Origin of the sequence: Pseudomonas sp. GL-R-19 (assembly GCF_019956375.1) — a bacterium.
Taxonomy (GTDB): Bacteria; Pseudomonadota; Gammaproteobacteria; order Pseudomonadales; family Pseudomonadaceae; genus Aquipseudomonas.
Genome location: NZ_JAHBDJ010000077.1, coordinates 175933 through 194864 on the forward strand (window position 1 = coordinate 175933; position 18932 = coordinate 194864).

Here is an 18932-nt window from a genome sequence, read left to right on the forward strand (position 1 = left end):
GACGTATCGGCGAGTGGGAGCAGGTTCATGTCTGTAAAAGTGCTGATCGCCGGTGCAGCAATGGTGCCGTTTCTACCGCTGGGTGGTTCTGACAGTCATGCGGCGTTGGCGGGGCAAGCCATCCGTGCGGCGCTGGCCGATGCGCGGATCGACTATGACCTGGTCGACCAGGTGTTTACTTCCTGCGTATACGGTGAAGCCGGTATCGCCGAGCAGATGTTGTCGCAGATTGGCTACTCGGGCATGCCGATTTTCAGCTTGGGCGATGGCTGTGCGTCGGCCAGTAGTGCTTTCCAGTTGGCCCGCAATAGCCTGCTGTGCGGCCAGGCTGAATGTGTCCTGTTGGTGGGCGTCGAGTGCATGCCGGCAGGCATTTCCAATCGTGAGTTTTTCGGTTTGAAAGATCTCGCTCGCGATGAGTCGGCAAAGGTCGGGCAGGGTGAGAACCCCATCGGCTTTATCGAGCGTCGACAACAACCGGCGCTGCTGTTCGCTGCCCAAACCAGCTGGTTATTGACATGCATGGGCATTGCTCAAAGCAGCTTCGATCAAGTGCTTGAGCGGGCACGGGCCCAGGCCGGGCGCAATCCCTACGCCGTATTGAACCGCGTGCCGGATCGCGACGGCTGGCTCGCGCCTTATCTGTGCCCGCCCGCCTGCGGTGCGGCGGCCATCCTGCTCTGTACCCCGGCCTTCGCCCTGCGCTTCGGCGCTCGGGCGGACGTCACCGTGCTGGCCAGTGTCAGGGGCAGTGACAGCGCTTCAGAGCAGGAAGCGGGTTGCGTGCTGGATGTGCTCGGACGGGCGACCACCCGGCGAGTCGCGCAACTGGCCTATCAGCAGGCGGGCCTCGGTGCGGAAGACATCGACGTGGTTGAGCTGCACGACCAAAGCGTCGGCGACTTCATGGTCAATAGCGCCGCGCTGGGCTTTTGCCGGGAGGACGAGATCGATCGATTCGTGCAGCAAGGACACCGCCTGAAAGGGCAGATGAATGCGGTGTGCCCATCGGGTGGCTTGCTGGGACGTGGTCACGCCCCGGGTGCCACCGGGTTGGCGCAACTGGTCGAGTTGGTCTGGCAACTGCGCGACATGGCCGACGGCAGGCAAATTGCTGGTGCCCGCACGGCTTTACAACATAGCACCGCCCTGGGCCGGGCGGTGTCGGTCACCCTTTTGCAGCGCACCTGAGAGGAGGCTCATTACGCCGTGATTCACCCCATGACTTTTCGTAAACCATAGAGCAGGTGGCAAGCTAGATGAACAAAAATAATAAGATCTGCCATGCAAACCTTCGCAAAGGGTTGTTGGCCTCCGCCATTCTCACCGGCCTGGGCATCGCGCCCGTGGGGGCTGTGGAGATCAACACGGGGAATGAAGACTTTGCGGTTCGCTTCGACAACACGCTGAAGTTCAACTATGCCCAACGCGTGGAAGCCCCCAACAGTAAGCTGGCCAATTCGTGGAACAACAATGACGGAGATCGCAACTTCTCCTCCGGCAGTCCCGTTTCTCAACGACTGGATGTGCTGACCGAGCTGGACGTGGTTTACAAAGAAAAAGCCGGATTCCGTGTCAGCGCCAACACCTGGTACGACCACGCTTACGACGATATTGGCAGCGACAACGCCTCGACCAATCAGCTCAACAACGGTAAGCCGGATTCTCGTCATCAAAGCGGTTACGCCGATCGGTATTACAACGGTCCTTCTTCGGAAATCCTTGATGCCTTCGTGTTTGGCAGCACTGAAGTCGGCGATGAATCACTGCTCAGCGGCAAGCTCGGCAGGCACACCGTTTACTGGGGCGAAAGCATTCTCGCCTTTGCCCATGGCAACAGTTATGGCCAGTCCGGCCTGGATATTTCCAAGTCGCTGGCGGTCCCGGGAACAGAAGCCAAAGAACTGTTCATTCCGCGTAATCAGTTGTCCACCAGCTTCACGATTAACCCGGAATTGACCCTCGCCGCGCAGTACTTCCTGGACTGGGACGCCGCGCGGTTGCCGGAGTCGGGCACTTATCTGGGGTTCAACGACGGCATTCAAAATGGCGGGCACAACCTGTCGTTGATCGGCGGCCGAAACCCGCTGTTCGGCACACCTGGCCCACTGGGAGCCAACCAGTTTTTACGGCTGAGCAACGGGCATACGTTTACCCCGGACAAGCAAGGTGACTTCGGCCTGATGGCCAAGTGGAGCCCGGAATGGCTGCAGGGTACGCTGGGTTTCTACTACCGCAAAACCTCCGACATTCTGCCCAACCTGGTGTTGCAGCCAACGGCGGTCGGCCCTGCGCAACTGATCTCCGGCAATGCCGGCAGCTACAACCAGTTCTATGTCGACGACATCGATATCTACGGCATCAGCCTGTCGAAAAGCATCGAAGGTGTCAGCGTCGGTCTCGACCTGAACTATCGCCACAACATGCCGCTGGCCAGCGTGCCGGCAACGGTCAATCCGGCCGCCGGTGCTGCCGGTTTGCCTGGCTTCATCAGCAGCTTTGATGGTGACAACGGCGTGGCCCGAGGCAACACCGTGCACGCGGTGCTCAACGGCTTGACCACGTTCGGTGCGACACCGGTCTGGGACAGCTCGACCTTGCTGGTTGAACTCGCCTACAGCCGCTGGCTGGACGTCACCGAGAACAAGCAGCTGTTCAAAGGCGAAGACTGGTATCGCGGTGTCGACAAGGTCACCAAGGACAACTACGTCCTGGGCGTCAACTTCAACCCGACCTGGTATCAGGTGTTCCCCGGCATCGATATGTACCTGCCGGCCAACTACAGCGTCGGCCTTGCGGGCAACTCGTCGGTTCAGCTCGGGGGTAACAAGGACTCCGGCAGTTACTCGGTGGGCGTAGGCATGGATGTGCACAACCAGTACCGGTTTGACCTGAAGTACGTGGACAACTTTGGTCCGTTCGACACCTGCGGTTCAGCCGGTGGTGCAGGTGCACAGGGCCAGGGCGCCGCACCAGGGGCCAACGGCCAATACAACTGCGTACCGGGGCAGACCACTGCTTTCGGCGGTACTCAGCCTCAGCTCAAGGATCGGGGCATGGTCACTTTTACCTTCAAAACGACCATTTGATCGAAGTCTTTGCTTGTTAGCAGGAGTCACTCCATGAAATTCGTCAACACGCTTTGGTTCACTGCAATGACCGTTGCCATCGCGGGTGCGGCACACGCAGCCGTGTCCCCCGATGAAGCGGGCAAACTCGGTAACAGCCTGACAGGCGTCGGCGCTGAAAAGGCTGGCAATGCCGACAACACCATTCCGTCCTACACCGGCGGTCTCACCACGGCGCCGGCCAGTTTTCAACCGGGCAGCTCGTTCCGTCCGGACCCTTACGAGGCCGACAAGCCACGCGTCGTCGTCGATGGCAAAAACCTCAGTCAATACACCGACAAACTGACCGCGACCACGCAAGAACTGCTCAAGCGTTACCCGACGTTCCGGGTCGATGTGTTTCCGACCCATCGCAGCGTTGCGCTGCCTCAACGGTTGCTGGATAACACCGCAAAAAATGCCGTCGGCACCAAAACACTCGAAGGCGGGGTAGCACTGGAAAACGCGTTGCCGGGCGTTCCGTTCCCGATCCCGAAAGATGGCTATGAGGCCATGTGGAACCACCTGCTGCGTTATCAGGGTTATGCCACCAATATCAAATACGACTCCTGGAACGTCGACAGTTCCGGCCGGGCGATACTGGCCACGACCGGTAATGGCTATCTGGAGTACCCGCTCTACGATCCGAAGCGTACGGAACCGGCGAAAGAGACGGATCTGTTCTTCAAGACCAAACTCTACTACCAGGCCCCGGCCCGTCGCGCAGGCGAAGCCATCCTGGTGCAGGATGCCGTCAACCCTCTGAAAATGGAGCGTCGTGGCTGGCAATACCTGCCAGGTCAGCGCCGCGTGAAACTCGCGCCGGATATCGCCTACGACACGCCAAACCCTGGCTCGGCCGGTGCTTCGACCTATGACGATGCCTGGGTATTCAACGGCGCAATGGACCGTTACGACTTCAAGCTCGTCGGCAAGAAGGAAATGATCGTTCCGTACAACACGTACAAGTTGAACTATCACAAGGACGCTGGGGATATCACCACGCCGCATCACGTCAATCCGGACCTGATGCGCTGGGAGTTGCACCGCGTGTGGGTGGTCGAAGCCACGCTGAAACCGGGCAAACGCCACATCTACAGCAAGCGCACCTTCTACCTCGACGAAGACAGCTGGATCGCCCTGGCTTCGGATGAATATGACGCCAGCGGCAAGCTGTACCGCGGATCCTTTGCACACCTGGCATACAGCTATGACGTGCAGGCGCCGAATTCCGATAACCACATGATTTATGACCTGGTCTCTGGCAGCTACAACATCACCGGCATCTACGGCCCGTACGGCGGCGTCAAGTACATCGACCCGCTTTCGAAAGCGCAATGGGCGCCTGAGTCATTGGCCGGCACGGGTATTCGCTGAGCCATAACGCAGGTGTTTTTTTTGTCGTCGACAGTGTGTACCGCACTGTTCGGCGGCTTTTTTTGCCGAGTAGACCTCATGAATACATTTAGATGGATTACGCTCGCTGCGCTGACTGTGGCGTTGGCTGTGCCATTCACCAGGTGCGTCGTCGCCGCCGATTTTGTCGACGTGCTGTCGAGCCCCGCGATTCAGAGTGAAAAGGCGATCAGCGGTGTGTTCACCGGGTTGACCCGTGCAGGTCAGCGCTTGGTCGCCGTGGGCCAACGCGGCCATATTTTTTATTCCGATGATAACGGCGTCCGCTGGCACCAGGCACAAGTGCCGGTGAGTTCCGATCTGGTCGCCGTGCAGTTTCCGAGCCCGACGCAGGGGTGGGCGGTCGGGCACGACGGCATTGTGTTGCACAGCGACAACAGTGGTGAAACCTGGAATCGTCAGCTCGATGGCCGTCAGGTGGGGCAGATCATGCTCGAATATTTTCAGAGGCAAGAAGGGCAACAGCCCGACGATGCGTTATTGGCCGAGGCTCAACGAATGGTCGATGACGGGGCTGACAAACCTTTTCTGGACGTTTGGTTCGCCAATGATAAAACCGGATATATCGTCGGCGCGTTCAATCTGATTTTTCGCACCGAAGACGGCGGCCGGAGCTGGGTTCCGTTGATGGATCGCACCGACAATCCGGGGGCGCTGAATTTCTACGGGATGCGTGCAATCGGCGATGACCTGTTCATTGTCGGCGAGCAAGGCCTGGTATTGAAACTGGACCCGGCAACGCAACGCTTCATCAATATCCCGACGCCCTACAGCGGCAGCTACTTCGGCATCACCGGCAAGCCGGGCTCGGTGCTCGTTTATGGCCTGCGAGGCAATGTCTATCGCAGCGTCGATCACGGTGCGAACTGGGACAAGGTTGAACTGGGCCTGTCCTCAAGCATCACCGCGAGCACGATCACCGCCGACGGCCGAATCATCCTGGTCAGCCAGGCCGGGCATGTGCTTGTCAGCACCGACGACGGCGCAAGTTTCACGCTAAAGCCACAAGACCGCCTGGGGCCCGCCGCTGCGGCGCAGGCCATCGCATCAGGCGTCGTGGTGGTCGCAGGCGCACGGGGCTTGCGCCAGTTGCCCTTCGAATGAGCCCACCCCACATAATAACAAGAGACGAGCCACTTCATGGGTAACTACAACCTCGATACGATGCCGGTGATCCGAGAGCTGAAGGGCTTCGATGCACGCTCCGGCAATGTCCTTGAACGCCTGATTTTCAACCATCGCCTGCTGGTGGTGCTGACCTGTCTGATCGTGACGGTAGTGCTGAGCTATTTCGCGGCCACTGGGCTGACGCTCAATGCCAGCTTCGAAAAGATGATTCCGCAGAGTCAGCCGTACATCAAAAACTACCTTGAGAATCGCCAGTCGTTACGCGGGCTGGGCAATACGGTTCGGGTGGTGGTGGAAAACACCGACGGCGACATCTACGACCCGAAATACCTGGAGGTGCTCAAGCAGGTCAATGACACCTTGTTCCTGACCCCGGGCGTGGACCGGGCCTGGATAAAGTCATTATGGACGCCTGCCGTGCGCTGGACCGAGGTCACGGAGGAGGGCTTCCGTGGCGGCCCGGTCATGCCGGACTCCTACGACGGCTCGGCCAGTGGGGTCGAGCAACTGCGCTTGAACATTGCCCGTTCCGGGATCATCGGCAGTCTCGTCGGCAATAATTTCAAATCGAGCATGATTGTGGTGCCGCTGCTGGAGAAGGATCCGGTCACGGGCGCGGCAATCGACTATCACCATTTTTCGCGGATGCTTGAAGAGCAGCTGCGCAACAAGTTTGAGTTCGCCGGCAGCAGCGCGGTACACCTTGCCGGTGAAGAGGGCAAAGGTCCGATCAAGATCCGCGTGATCGGTTTCGCCAAATTGGTGGGCGATCTGATCGATGGCCTGATGCTGATCATGATGTACTTCGGCGCCGCCGCGCTGATTGCCACTGCCATCATCTTTGGCTTTACCCGTTGCGTGCGCAGCACCGCGCTGGTGATTCTGTGCTCGGTGGTTGCGGTGGTCTGGCAACTGGGCCTGATCACGTTGTTCGGTTATGCACTCGACCCGTTTTCGATTCTGGTGCCGTTTCTGGTGTTCGCCATCGGCGTGTCCCATGGTGCGCAGAAAATGAACGGGATCATGCAGGACGTCGGACGCGGCACCCATCAGTTGATCGCCGCACGTTACACCTTCCGCCGTCTGTTCCTGGCCGGACTGACCGCATTGCTGGCCGATGCCGTGGGTTTTGCGGTGCTGATGCTGATCGACATTCCGGTGATCCAGGACCTGGCCGTCACCGCGAGCATTGGTGTGGCGGTCTTGATCTTTACCAACCTGGTGTTGCTGCCAGTGCTGCTGTCTTATTGGGGTGTCAGCCCCAAGGCGGCGGCGCGCAGCCTGCGCCAGGAAAGGCAGGAGCTGAAGGGGGCAGGGCTGGGCAATGTGTGGAGCCTGCTTGACCGCTTTACCGAGCGTCGTTGGGCGACGGTGGCGGTGGTGGTGGCCGGGTTGCTGGCGGTAGGTGGCTTCATCGTCAGCACGCATTTGAAGATCGGTGATCTCGATCCGGGCGCACCCGAACTGCGCGCCGACTCACGTTACAACCGCGACAACGCCTACATCACTGCCAACTATTCGCTGTCCAGCGACCAGTTTGCGGTCATGGTCAAAACCGCCAGCGAAGGTTGCCTGAAGTACGAAACCCTGGTCGAAGCCGATCGTCTCGGCTGGCTGCTGCAACAGCAACCGGGCGTGCAGACGACCGTGTCGCTGGTCAACGCGGTACGCCAGATCACGGCGGGTTCCTATGAAGGCAACCCGAAAATGCTGACCGTCGCGCGCAACCAGAACGTGCTGAACTACGGCGCGCAACAGGCCTCGGTGAACAACCCGGAACTGTTCGACAGTGATTGTTCGATGATGCCGGTGATCGCTTATCTCTCCGACCACAAGGCTGAAACCCTCGATCACGTGGTGAAAGTGGCCGATCGGTTCGCCCGTGAATACAGCAACGACGATCGACAGTTCATGCTCGCCGCCGGTAGCGCCGGGATCGAAGCGGCGACCAATATCGTCGTGCGCGACGCCAATCGCACCATGTTGTTCTACGTGTATGGCGCGGTGATCGTGCTGTGCTTCATCACCTTCCGTAGCTGGCGGGCGGTGGTGGTGGCGGTCGTGCCGTTGATGCTGACGTCGATTCTCTGCGAGGCGTTGATGGTCTGGCTGGGCATGGGCGTGAAGGTCGCGACCTTGCCGGTGATTGCCTTGGGTGTCGGCATCGGTGTCGATTACGCGCTGTACCTGCTCAGCGTTCAATTGGCTCAGCAGCGTGCCGGTCTGTCGTTGACCGAAGCCTACAAAAACTCCGTGGCGTTCACCGGCAAAGTGGTGGCGCTGGTCGGCATCACCCTGGCGGCGGGCGTGATCACCTGGGCGTGGTCGCCGATCAAGTTCCAGGCCGACATGGGCATCCTGCTGACCTTCATGTTCATCTGGAACATGGTCGGCGCCTTGGTGCTGATCCCGGCGCTGTCGCATTTCCTGCTCCGTCGTGCTCCTTGATCAACCCTGAAAGGCTATTTATCCAGTGGCACGATCAGCGGGCCGGCGAAGGCCTGCATGATCAACGCCACGGGTTGCCGGTGGCTGACCAGTTGGGCCATGGCGTTCATGTAGGGCGTCAGGTGACGAAAGTATTTCTTGTAGCTCGGACACAGGTAGTTCAGGCCCGGCTCGCCGTCGGGCGCATTCATGAAGCGGTTTTTCGGGCATTCGCCATGGCAGGCGAAACGGTAATCGCATTGCTGGCAATACGTCGGCAGTGTCTCTTCCTTGGCGGCGCCAAAGGCTTGTTGCGCAGCAGAGGCGAGTAGCACGGCAGGATCATCGGTCTTCAGGTTGCCCAGCAAATACTCGGGATACATGTAGTGATCGCAGGAGTACACGTTGCCGTCGTGCTCCACGATCGCCGCTTTCCCGCAACGCGGGCTGAACAGGCACACCGAGGCCGGCAGCTGGCACCATGAGGCCAGTGCCCATTCGAAGTTCATGACATGAACCTCCCCGACATCCTGGCGCACCCACTCGTCAAAAATCGTGATGAGAAAATCGCCATAAGCCTCGGGGGCAACCGTTTGCTCCGTCACCTTCGCGGGCTCCGGCACCACGTGCAAGCGTAACTCCGGCGGGATAGCGAAATGCAGACCCAGACTGACCTGTGAGGCGCTGGGCTCGCGTTCCACCACGGGGTTGAACTGAATATGACGAACGCCTTCAGACTTGAGGAAACGGTAGATTTCCAGGGGAAATCTGGCGACATCGCGCGCCACGGTAACCAACACATTGAAGTCGACGCCATGCTGCTTGAGCAGTTCCAGACCGTGCATCACGTCATCGAAACTGGAGTGTCCGCGCTTGTCGGGGCGATAGAGGTCGTGGACGAATCGCGGGCCATCGAGACTGATCCCCACCATGAAGCGTTCACGGGCGAGGAATGCGCACCAGTCGTCATTGAGTAACGTGCCATTGGTCTGCAACGTATTGCGAATGACTTTGTTCCCCGCGAACTGGCGTTGATACAGGACCGCGCGCTGGAAAAAATCCAACCCCAGCAAAGTCGGTTCGCCGCCTTGCCAGGTAAATTCGACTTCAGGCGTGGGCTGGGCCTCGATGTAGCGCTGCACATACAGACGCAGCACCTCGTCGGTCATGCTGAAGCGTTCCCGAGGCGGGTAAAGCTGTTCTTTTTCGAGGTAGAAACAGTAACTGCAATCGAGGTTGCAGATCGGCCCGACGGGTTTGGCCATGAGATGCAAGCCCTGGGGCGGGGTTTCGTGGGTAGGCATGGGGGCAGGGTCCGGGAGTCATCAATCTGCCGCCCGGTTATCCGGGCGGCATTGAGGGTCAAGGCAAATACGTCACGTGTACATCCTTGACCTTGCCATTGAATGCGAAGGGCGCACGCTCGAAATAGTCCAGGGTGACGGGGGAACCGAGGTCTTGAGCGACGTCGAAGGTTTCGCTGGCGGTGAACGTCAGTGCCGGAGTAAACGGCGTCACCCCTTGGGCGGCTTCCTGCCCGTCAAGTCGCAGGCTCAGATTGGCCGGCGCTCCGGGCTTGGCTGACGACAGGGTCGTCAGCACTTCGATACTGACTTTGCCTGCGGGTACTCGTTCGGCCGAACGCAGTTTGACTCGAGAGATAGCCAGCGCGTTGTACTCGTAGACCAGGAAACCGTCATCCATGTACAGGCTGACCCCGCCACCGATACCGCCCAAGGCATACAACACGCCGGTGGCGTTAGCTGGAACGTCGGCGTCGACGACGACTTTGCTGTTCTGATTGCGCAGGTTGGGGGCCGCAAATTCCGGAAAGCGATGGACGCGATCACTGAAATGCCATTCGCGTTGGCTGCTAGAGATTCGTGCAGTCGGATCGAGGAAGGGGTAGAGGCCGGCACCAATCGGATAGACATGGTTAGCCTTGGCTTGCACGTCAAACTCCGCCTTCAGCTCCGCAAGTTTTTCCGGATTACTCGCAGCTACATCGTTGGCCTGGGAGTAGTCGTTTTGCAGGTTGTAGAGCGACCATCGATCATTCGCCGGATTCCAGCCCATGAACTGCGCAAAGCCTTGCACCCAGGGTTTGCGCGGGCCAAAAACCGAGGCCATCCAGCCATCCTTGTAGAGGCCGCGACTGCCGAAAACTTCGAAGTATTGCGCCGGTTTTTTCGACTTCACCTGAGCGTCGTTGAAGGTGTAGCGCAGGCTGACTCCATCCATTGGGTCCTGAGCGATACCGTTGACCTCTTTGGGTGGCGTGATCGACAGCACGTCGTAGACTGTCGGGGCAATGTCGTTGACATGGTGGAATTGTCCGCGAACCCTGGCGTCGGCCTTGATCTGTTTCGGCCAGGAAACGGCCAGCGGCGTGCGCGTACCGCCGAAGTAGCCGGCGACCAGTTTAGTGCCTGTGAATGGCCCTGATCCTGCCCAGGCCCACGCGGCGTTGTACATGCTTTCAAGTTTAGGCCCGCCGAGCGCGGACAAGCCGCCATACATCTCGTCGAGGACTTTCAACTGCTGCTCTTTGGGAACTGGAATCCCGTTTTGGGCCAGCAACTCGTTAATCGTGCCCTCCATCCCCTCGGAAGACGCGCCGTTGTCGCTGAAGACATAAAAGATCAGCGTGTTGTCGCGCTGACCTTCGCGCTCCAGTTCGTCGAGGATCTTGCCGGCCTGCGTGTCGGCATGTTCCAGGAAACCGGCATACACCTCCATCAACCGTGCCTGGTACTGTTTCTGTTCGGCAGACAAGCTGTCCCAGGCTGGGAGTTCCACCGGGCGTGGGGTGAGGACGGCGTCCTGCGGGATAAAGCCCAGCGCTTTCTGGCGAGCGAACGTCTGCTCACGATAGGCGTCCCAACCACCGTCGAACTTGCCTTTGTATTTATCGGCCCATTGCGCATTCACCTGGTGCGGACCATGCACGGCACCCGGTGTCCAATACATGAAAAATGGTTTTGCTGGCGCGTAGGTCTGATGGTCTTGCAGCCAGTTTACGGCCTGATTGGCGAGATCTTCGCTGAGGTGATATTGCGGATCTCGCGCCGGCTCGATTGGCGTTGTGTTGCGGTACAGACGCGGTTCGTACTGAGAGGTTTCGCCGGCCAGGAAACCGTAGAAATGTTCAAAGCCGTAGGCCGTCGGCCATGTATCGAAAGGACCGGCCGCCGTGGTGTCCAGGGGTGGTGTGTTATGCCATTTGCCGAATGCGGCGGTGCTGTAGCCATATTGCTTGAGCACCTCGGCCATGGTCGCCGAGCTCTTGGGTATCTTGCCGGTGTAGCCTTCCCAATCGGTGGCCAGCTCTGCGATGACGCCGTTGCCAACCCGGTGATGGTTGCGTCCGGTAAGCAATGCGGCGCGAGTAGCGGAGCTGATGGCAGCGGTATGAAAAGCGTTGTAGCGCACGCCGCTGTCGGCGACTCGACTCAGGGTCGGCGTATGGACTGCACCGCCGACGGTGTCGGACTGCGCGAAGCCGGCGTCATCGAGCATGATCACCAGAATATTGGGGGCCTCGGCAGGAAGCTGAGATTGATGCTGACGTTTCTGGTGCTTCGATTCTTGCAGCGTCGGTTTGGCGTCACTGGCCGAAGGCGTCGGCGGGAAGGGCAGTGAGTCTTGTGCGGATGCGACCGAGCTGGCCAACAGTGCGCAGAGTTTCAGGGTGAAACGTCCGGCGGGTTGCAGCTTCTGGGACATGGGTGTCTCCGTTTTTTATTCATTGCAACGGCGCAGCCGCCCGGTCGAACACCGGACGGCCGAGAGATTGGCGGGCGGGTCAGACCGCAAAGCTGGTGATGTCTTTGGGCTCGATATCGTTGGCCTTGCAGAACGCCAGGTAACGATCCACGCTGGATTTCCAGTTCTCGACGGCCACGATGTTGTTGTTATCGTCGTAATACAGCAGGTCGCCCTGGGTGATGTTCAAGGTGATCAGTTCATCGCCATATTCAGTCAGCACGATCGGCGTATGGCTGGAACCTGCGGTTTCGAACACCACGCCGCCCGGTTTTGAGATCCAGTCGTGCTCCAGGTATTTCCAGCCACCCTTGACGGTGTAAACGATGACCGTGCCGGAGTGATGGTGCTTGGGCAGAGAAGACCCGGCCGGGGCCTTGAGCAGGGTGATGGTTTCCCCGCGAACCGGGTCGCATTTGATGTACTTGATGAAGATTTCATCGCTGTAAGGTGCGAACGGAACCCACGGCAGGTCCTCGTCGTTGATGGACGAGGTGTCGATGTTTTCATAAAACATGCTTGTTGTTCTCTGTTGGACGGTGGAAGGATTTACACGGTGCGTCGAGAGCATCGTGAACAGGCTGTGCTCACACCGCCCCCCTCTTGAGGAGGGGTATCCACCCACTTGCGTTGAATCGCGGCATACGGAGTGCCGTGCAAATAACGCCAAAACAACAACATCTACGGTTTGCGGCCACCGCCGGCCTTTGGATCATCACAGCAGATGTCAGGGTCTCTGCGAAACCCTGACGTCCCGGTTAAGCGGCGGCGCCCGAGCGCCGTCCGCTGCAACCGGTCGTTAGCTGCTCAATTGATTTTAACGATCGCAGGTGGAGCCCAGGTGCCTTTGCCAGGAGGCAGGACGGAAGGGTTTTCCGTCTTCGGCCAATACAGGCGCATCACCATGTAGATCAGATCATTCGGTGCGGGCAGCCAGTTGCTTTCCTTGTCCGCGCCGGGCGAGTCCTTCTGGACGTAGAGCGTCAGCGAGCCGTCCGCATTTTTCTTCATGTCAGGTAGCATCGGCGAGTTGATGAGGTAGCGATTGATCGGATTCTTGATCAGCAGTTGGCTCTTGCCGTCGTACATCGTCACCGACCAGAAAGCATTGACCGGCGGAAGCTGTCCAGCGGGAAAGGTGATGGTGTAGTTGTGTTTGCTGCCGTCAAGCGGCGTACCATCGGACAGGATCTTGGCCATCGGATACGTGGCCTCTTCGGCGTCGTTGGCGTAGATGCCCGCTTGTGCGATGGCGGCGCGCTTTAGCCAATCACCCTTATAGAACGCGGCATTACCGCCGGAGCTCACGATGTTCCAGCCATTGACCTGCGTGCCGAGATGATTGACTGCATCCTGGACCTTCGCATGCCCAGCCTGCATGCCCTCAACCATTGCGGCCTTTTGCTCGGCGGACAGATCCTGGAAGTTGAAGTCCTTGCCGGCGCCAATGCCCAGACGGGCCAGCTTCGCGCGGATCGCCGCTTCCTCTGGTGTAGCAGGGGCAAGCTGCATCACAACGCCCAGATATTTGAAGAAATCGGTCTTCACCAGGGCCTTGTCGATCTTCGGGAAGTCGATCGCCGGTGCGGCAGGCGGCGCGGGTTGCTTGAGATAAGCCGATAACGGCCGGGCCGCATAACCGGACTGGATCTTTTCGACGTTTGGCATGTCCGCCGGATTGAAGAGCTGGGTGCGAAAGATCACGAAGGGGAGTTGTGTGCTGGAACGAAACACCCTCTTGATGCCTGGCGGGGTCACGCCCTTCCAGTCTGGGCCGACCAACATGTAATCGCCGGCTTCGCTGCCGGTGGTACGACTGCCGATGTAACCGAAGTTGTTGGTGCTGTTGTCAATGAGCTGCACCGAGTAGTACCGCGGTTTCTCCACCGTCGGTACCGAGAGCACGATCGGCTCGCTACGCAGGTCCATGAACATCAAGGAATACGGCGTGTCGCTGTTCGGCGAGACGATGGCCGTGTCCTTGTAACTAAAGACATTGTGCATGCTGTGAATGTGGTTGAACGGCGCCTTGTACTGGCCGGAGCTCTTGTCCACGGCATAGTCGTACATGATCGCGTAGTTCATCACGATGGGCAGACCGTAGATGTAGCCTTCCTCGGCGATGGCTTTCGTCTCAGTGGGAGTGATGTCCGCTGCCTGGGCGTGCGTCAATCCAAAGGACGCGAGCAATACCATCGCACAGCCAAATGTTCTCGGTAGTGTGGTTATCATGAATGTGAAACTCCATTTTTCGCATTAGATGGGGGTGTCGGTCAGCTAACTGCTAATCAGGCGATATTCCCCAAAGGCAGGAACCCCTGACGATCTTGATGCATATCTGTGCCCATCAAGGAGGCAACTTCTCGAATTTCACCGAATCGCAGGCGATCAATCATTCGAGCGCTAAACGCACATCTTACGGATCGCTTCACTTGGGAAAGAGTAGCGTGTACGCCACTCGAAAGCCCCAACCGTGTGCACCATCCTCAGGGCTGTCCGCCCAGTATCGCGGCCCCACCTGAAGGCTCATGGGCTGCTTGCCGACTTTGAACAATTGCGTCACGAACAGGTTGATCGGCACATTCCACTCCCTGGCTTCCCAGTCGTAAGTGGATTCTGTATTGATGCCAATACTGGTGTACGACGCTGTGGTGTAGACCAGAAAGGGTTGCAGATACGTCTGATTGACCTTCTCCTTGTCATTGGCCGGGTTGTTGTCCAGCGACCAGATGTGGTTCGCCAGAATACCGGTCGTCCAGCCGTTGGCCTGCTTCAACGCCACCGCTGTCGGTCCAATCCCCCATTGTTCGCTACTCAGTAGCTCATCACTACCGGTCGGTAACAGCAGCGCGGGGCCTGCACCCCAGATCCAACCGTCCTCGGTGGGCTTTTTGGGAGAGAAAAAGAAGCTTTGCGAGGTGTCGCCCACTCCGCTTTTATCGGCGATGCCCCTCGGTGCCAGTCCATGCTGATCAATGACCGGGAGGATCGTGCGAGAGATCAGATTCCAATCGTCATTGAGTGTGAAGGGTAATACCGGCTGGATATTGGTGACGCTCTGGATTCCATTACCGGAGGGCCCCATTTTCTGGTTCCAGTTGTATTGGATGGGCAAGCTGTACAGTGCCGCGACTGGATTCAATGACTGTTTGGCCAGTTCCGCCTGATCGTCAGCCTGACTGGAAACGGATATACCGAAAGCCGAAAGTGCGAGCAAAAGCCGTTCAATACGCTTGTACATGTTGAAATCCTTGAATGCGGATCGCCACGGGCTCCTCGACGATCAAGGGGAGCCCGCTAACGATAGGCAGAAACTGCTTGAGCACCTGCAGTGACAATTACTTGAGTAACGTCTGCATGTCGCTGGTCATTCCCTTGATGGCCGCTTTGAAGTCATTCGCGGTGATTTTCTGGCTGGCGTTCTTCAGGTTCTCGCCAAACACTTTACGCACGGCTTTTGCGACCGGTGCGCCAGTTTTGGCGTCGATCAAGTCCGCCTCGATGTACAGCTCGGTATTCTGGTCGCGATGCCCCGTGGCGGCCTGAGTTGCACCTATGACTGCCGCGACCGGCACCACTTCGTACCATTTCATGCCTTCGTTGGTGGCTGTCACGCCAGTGATTGCCGCCTGCAGGATCAGCGCTCGCTCGCCTTTGCGAACATCTCTGGCGTCTGGAACGACCACGTAATTCTGGGACAATGCCTGCTTGGCGCTTTCAGTGGTGTAGGCCTGCAATTCCTGTAATGTTTTCAGGTCCACGCGTTCATCCGGCTTGGGCGTCGGATACAGTTCCAAACGCTCGAAGACCACCGTGGAATAATCCGCAGGCTTGAATCCTGGCGCCACCCAGCGCAGTACCTCCACGCCACTTGGCGAGGTGGTTTCCTGCAGGCCGCCATAACTCTTCAAAAAGCCGGAGTACTGTTGTTGCTCGGTAACTTTCGATACGCAACCGGTCAATAACAAGCTGCTCAGTGCGGCACCCGTTATCCATTTGTGCGAAAAGTTCATGTAACGGTACTCCTTGAGGGATGTGTTCCTGGGTGTCTTTTATTCAAGGCCAGACCCTGTGGCCTCAGCCCTTTCGGCAATAAGGCCCGCTGGATCTCTGCCTGAGCAATCGAACGACTGCTTGCCAACTGCAAGCAGCCGCAAATTCGCGTTACTTCGACGCCATCACTGCCGGCGGCTGCCAGCTGCCGCTGCCGGCGGGAAGAATCGAAGGCGCCGTGGCCTTCGGCCAATAGAGGCGCATCACCAGATAGGCCGTGTCGTCAGGCGCCGGCAACCAGTTGGCCTCCTTGGCCTTGCCCGGCGAATCCTTCTGGATGTACAGGGTCAGTGAGCCATCCGCGTTCTTCTTCATCGTCGACAGCATCGGCGAATTGATCAAGTAGCGGTTGATCGGGTTCTTGATCAGCAGCTGGCTCTTGCCGTCGTACATGGTCACCGACCAGAAGGCATTGACTGGCGGCAGTTTGCCGGCGGGGAAGGTGAGCGTGTAGTTGTGCTTGCCGGTATTCAACGTCTGGCCGTTGCCATCGGTACGCGTAATGGGGTACATCGCCTCGGTGGCGTCATTACCGTACAGACCCGCCTTCGCGGCGCCAGCCCGCATCAGCCAGTCGCCTTTGTAGAACGCCTGGTCGCCGAAGAACGCGCCGATGCTCCAGCCGTTGATATTTTTCAAGCCGCTCGAGAGGAACTTGTCGACCTTCTCGTCGCCGGCCTTCATCCCGAGCAGGACCACGGCCTTGTGCTCGAGCGAGAGGTCTTTGAATTCGAAGCTGCGACCGGGGCCTACGCCGATGCTGGCCAGCCGGGCACGGATCTCCTTGTCCTCAGCCGATGGCGGCACATACTCCAACGCGGCCGACAGGTACTCGAAGAAGTTGGCCTTGATGCCCTCTGTCGTGGCCGGCACGAAAGCAATCTTCGGCGCAGCGGGCGGCGCGGGTTGATGGAGGAAAGCGGACAGTGGCTGGACCTTGTAACCCGCCTGCAGCTTCTCGACATTCGGCATGTCGGCTGGATTGAACAACTGGGTGCGGATCAACGTCAGTGCGAAAGGGGTCGTGGAGCTGAACACCTTGTCGATGCCAGGCGGTGTCGCCCCCTTCCAGTCGGGGCCTGCGATCAGGTAGCTCCCGGGTGCGCTGGCCGTGGCCCGGCTGCCGATGTAGCCGTAGTTATAGGTGTTGCCGTCGATCAACTGCACCGAGTAGTAACGTTTTTTGGAGACGGCCGGCACGGTGATCACCAGCGGCTCGGCGCGCAGGTCGGTCCAGAGAAAGGAGTACGGCGTGTCACTGTTGGGTGTAATGATGGCCGTGTCAGCGGGGGTCGCGACCTTATGATCGTGGTGCAGTTGGTTGAAGGGGGCCTTGAACTGGCTGGACTTGGCGTCCACCGCGAATTCGTTCATCACGGCGTAGTTCATGACCAGCGGCAAGCCGTAGATGAAGCCTTCCTCGGCGATCGCCTTGGTCTGCTCCAGACTCGGCGCGGCCACGCCCTTGGCCATATCCGCCTTGTCGGCCTGCGCGATCGGATCGTTTTTGCCCGCACACCCCGCGAAAAGCGTTGAACCCACGACGACGACCGCCGCAGCCATGGTCCAGCCCCTGTTAGACATCCTGTTCATTTTCACCTCGTTGGTTTTGTGCAAGCTGGCGTCGTGAGTGTTCATGTCCAAGGTTAAATACCAGGCATGACACTTGAAGCACTCTTGGATTTTTCTCAGTAGCGCCAAGTCATGTTGGCGGTCAGGGCTTGAATCCAGGCGTTGTCGAACTCGCCTGATACACGATCGCCAGACAGCGTTTTTTGCTGATCGACTGGCATGTCCCCCATCCACACCGTGACCCAACTGAAATTCACGTCTGTCTCTTTATTCAGCGAATAAGTAAAGCCTGTGGCGAAGCGCCAGGCGGCGCCCATGGGCACGGTGGGCGTACGATCACCATCGGACACCGCGGAGGTGTCATAGGCGATACCGAAATCCCAGATCCAGTCCTGGTTCATCTGGTATTGAGCGCCAAGCGCCAATTGATACGTGTCTTTGTAATGCGCATCGATCGAGGCGGCCCTTGAGCCGGCTCTGGAAGTGTCTACGTCAATGCCGATGTCGCCGAATTTCGACCAATCCTGCCAATTGACTGTGGCCAGAACAGCCCATTGCGAATCCAGTTGCTGGTACAGGCTGAGGGTCGCCGTTTGCGGCACTTTCAGGTCGATCTTGGTGTTGAGGTTGTTGAGGCGGCTCACCAACGGAGCACTGCTGTGCACATCCAGGCGATCCTCGAAATCGAGGTCTACCTGACTGGTGTAAGCCAGGCCAATCCGGGTACCGGGCTGTGGGGCATAGATCACGCCTGCGTTGGCGCCGTAACCCCATGTGCTGTCCCGGTATTTGTATTGGCCGTCACCCCGTTGTGTCAGTCCGAGTGGCGCCTGATCGATGGCGGCTTCGCTCTTGAGCATCCCGTACATGGCTTTGAGTCCGACGCCGACGGACCATTGATCGTTGAAGCGATAGGCGACACTGGGTACCAGTGACAGTCCCGCAATGCTCGCGTTCTGCACGAAATAACGGCCGGACCAGTCGTTGTCATAGTTTTCAGCGAGGCCGAAATCGCCATAGGAGCCGAAACCGACGGACCACCGATCATCCAGTTGATGGCTGATGAAGAAACTGCCACCCGGTATGGGATCGAGCGCGTTACCGCTGCCAGTGCCCGGCGTATTGGTTTCACTGTCCCGATCGAACGATAAGTCACCAAAAAGAACCTGAGCGCCAGCGGAGATCTGTGTTCCGCTGAGGTAACTCAAGCCTGCGGGGTTGCTGGCGATGGTCGAAGGGCCTTGTGCCCGGGCCGCTGCACCGGCATTGGCCAGTCCGACGTTGTCGGTGGCGGTTTCGTACAACATCAGGCCACCGGCAACACTGCGGCCACTGGTCAAGAGTGTCAGCGCACCAAGAACAGTAATCGACAACACACTTCTATTTAACGGCATGAAATCCCTCTCTACCAGATCACTCAATCGATATCGCTTGGATCGCCCCAAGGCCAGGGCATCGTCTTTT

The 18932-nt window shown here is 58.6% G+C and carries 13 protein-coding genes; 5 read left to right on the top strand and 8 right to left on the bottom strand.

Features of this window, described 5'->3' with window-relative positions; genetic code table 11:
• Positions 1-27: 27 nt before the first annotated feature.
• From KGA83_RS27680 to KGA83_RS27700, 5 genes are all read left to right on the top strand, one after another.
• Positions 28-1191: a thiolase C-terminal domain-containing protein gene (locus tag KGA83_RS27680; RefSeq protein ID WP_115947726.1), complete on the top strand. Its 1164-nt coding sequence runs from the start codon at positions 28-30 to the stop codon at positions 1189-1191.
• Between the two features lie 68 nt (positions 1192-1259).
• Positions 1260-3089, top strand: a complete 1830-nt coding sequence (locus tag KGA83_RS27685; RefSeq protein WP_223531354.1) for a DUF1302 domain-containing protein — start codon at positions 1260-1262, stop codon at positions 3087-3089.
• Positions 3090-3122: 33 nt separating this feature from the next.
• Positions 3123-4484: a DUF1329 domain-containing protein gene (locus tag KGA83_RS27690; protein ID WP_223531355.1), complete on the top strand. Its 1362-nt coding sequence runs from the start codon at positions 3123-3125 to the stop codon at positions 4482-4484.
• Between the two features lie 78 nt (positions 4485-4562).
• Positions 4563-5627: a WD40/YVTN/BNR-like repeat-containing protein gene (locus KGA83_RS27695; RefSeq protein WP_115947729.1), complete on the top strand. Its 1065-nt coding sequence runs from the start codon at positions 4563-4565 to the stop codon at positions 5625-5627.
• Positions 5628-5663: 36 nt separating this feature from the next.
• Complete coding sequence (locus tag KGA83_RS27700) at positions 5664-8099, top strand: efflux RND transporter permease subunit (protein ID WP_223531356.1); 2436 nt, start codon at positions 5664-5666, stop codon at positions 8097-8099.
• Positions 8100-8113: 14 nt separating this feature from the next.
• Here the strand turns inward: KGA83_RS27700 and KGA83_RS27705 are convergent, their stop codons facing one another.
• The 8 genes from KGA83_RS27705 to KGA83_RS27740 all read right to left on the bottom strand — a co-directional run bounded on the left by KGA83_RS27705 (position 8114) and on the right by KGA83_RS27740 (position 18862).
• The gene (locus KGA83_RS27705; RefSeq protein ID WP_223531357.1) at positions 8114-9382 is read right to left on the bottom strand and encodes an anaerobic sulfatase maturase; all 1269 of its coding nucleotides are present in this window, start codon (positions 9380-9382) and stop codon (positions 8114-8116) included.
• Between the two features lie 58 nt (positions 9383-9440).
• A complete protein-coding gene (locus KGA83_RS27710) occupies positions 9441-11804 on the bottom strand; it encodes an arylsulfatase (RefSeq protein ID WP_223531358.1) in 2364 nt (787 codons plus the stop codon).
• A 79-nt stretch (positions 11805-11883) separates the two neighbouring features.
• Positions 11884-12360, bottom strand: coding sequence for a 2,4'-dihydroxyacetophenone dioxygenase family protein (locus KGA83_RS27715; RefSeq protein WP_108217604.1), 477 nt, complete (start codon positions 12358-12360; stop codon positions 11884-11886).
• 290 nt (positions 12361-12650) lie between these two features.
• A complete protein-coding gene (locus KGA83_RS27720; RefSeq protein ID WP_223531359.1) occupies positions 12651-14075 on the bottom strand; it encodes a DUF1254 domain-containing protein in 1425 nt (474 codons plus the stop codon).
• Positions 14076-14271: 196 nt separating this feature from the next.
• On the bottom strand, positions 14272-15084 hold the full coding sequence (locus KGA83_RS27725) for a hypothetical protein (RefSeq protein WP_108217602.1): 813 nt from the start codon (positions 15082-15084) through the stop codon (positions 14272-14274).
• Between the two features lie 97 nt (positions 15085-15181).
• A complete protein-coding gene (locus KGA83_RS27730; protein ID WP_223531360.1) occupies positions 15182-15856 on the bottom strand; it encodes a DUF3313 domain-containing protein in 675 nt (224 codons plus the stop codon).
• Between the two features lie 151 nt (positions 15857-16007).
• Entirely contained in the window at positions 16008-17480 is a 1473-nt protein-coding gene (locus tag KGA83_RS27735) for a DUF1254 domain-containing protein (RefSeq protein WP_411741929.1), read from the bottom strand.
• A gap of 104 nt (positions 17481-17584) precedes the next feature.
• Positions 17585-18862, bottom strand: a complete 1278-nt coding sequence (locus KGA83_RS27740; protein ID WP_223531361.1) for an OmpP1/FadL family transporter — start codon at positions 18860-18862, stop codon at positions 17585-17587.
• Positions 18863-18932: the final 70 nt, after the last annotated feature.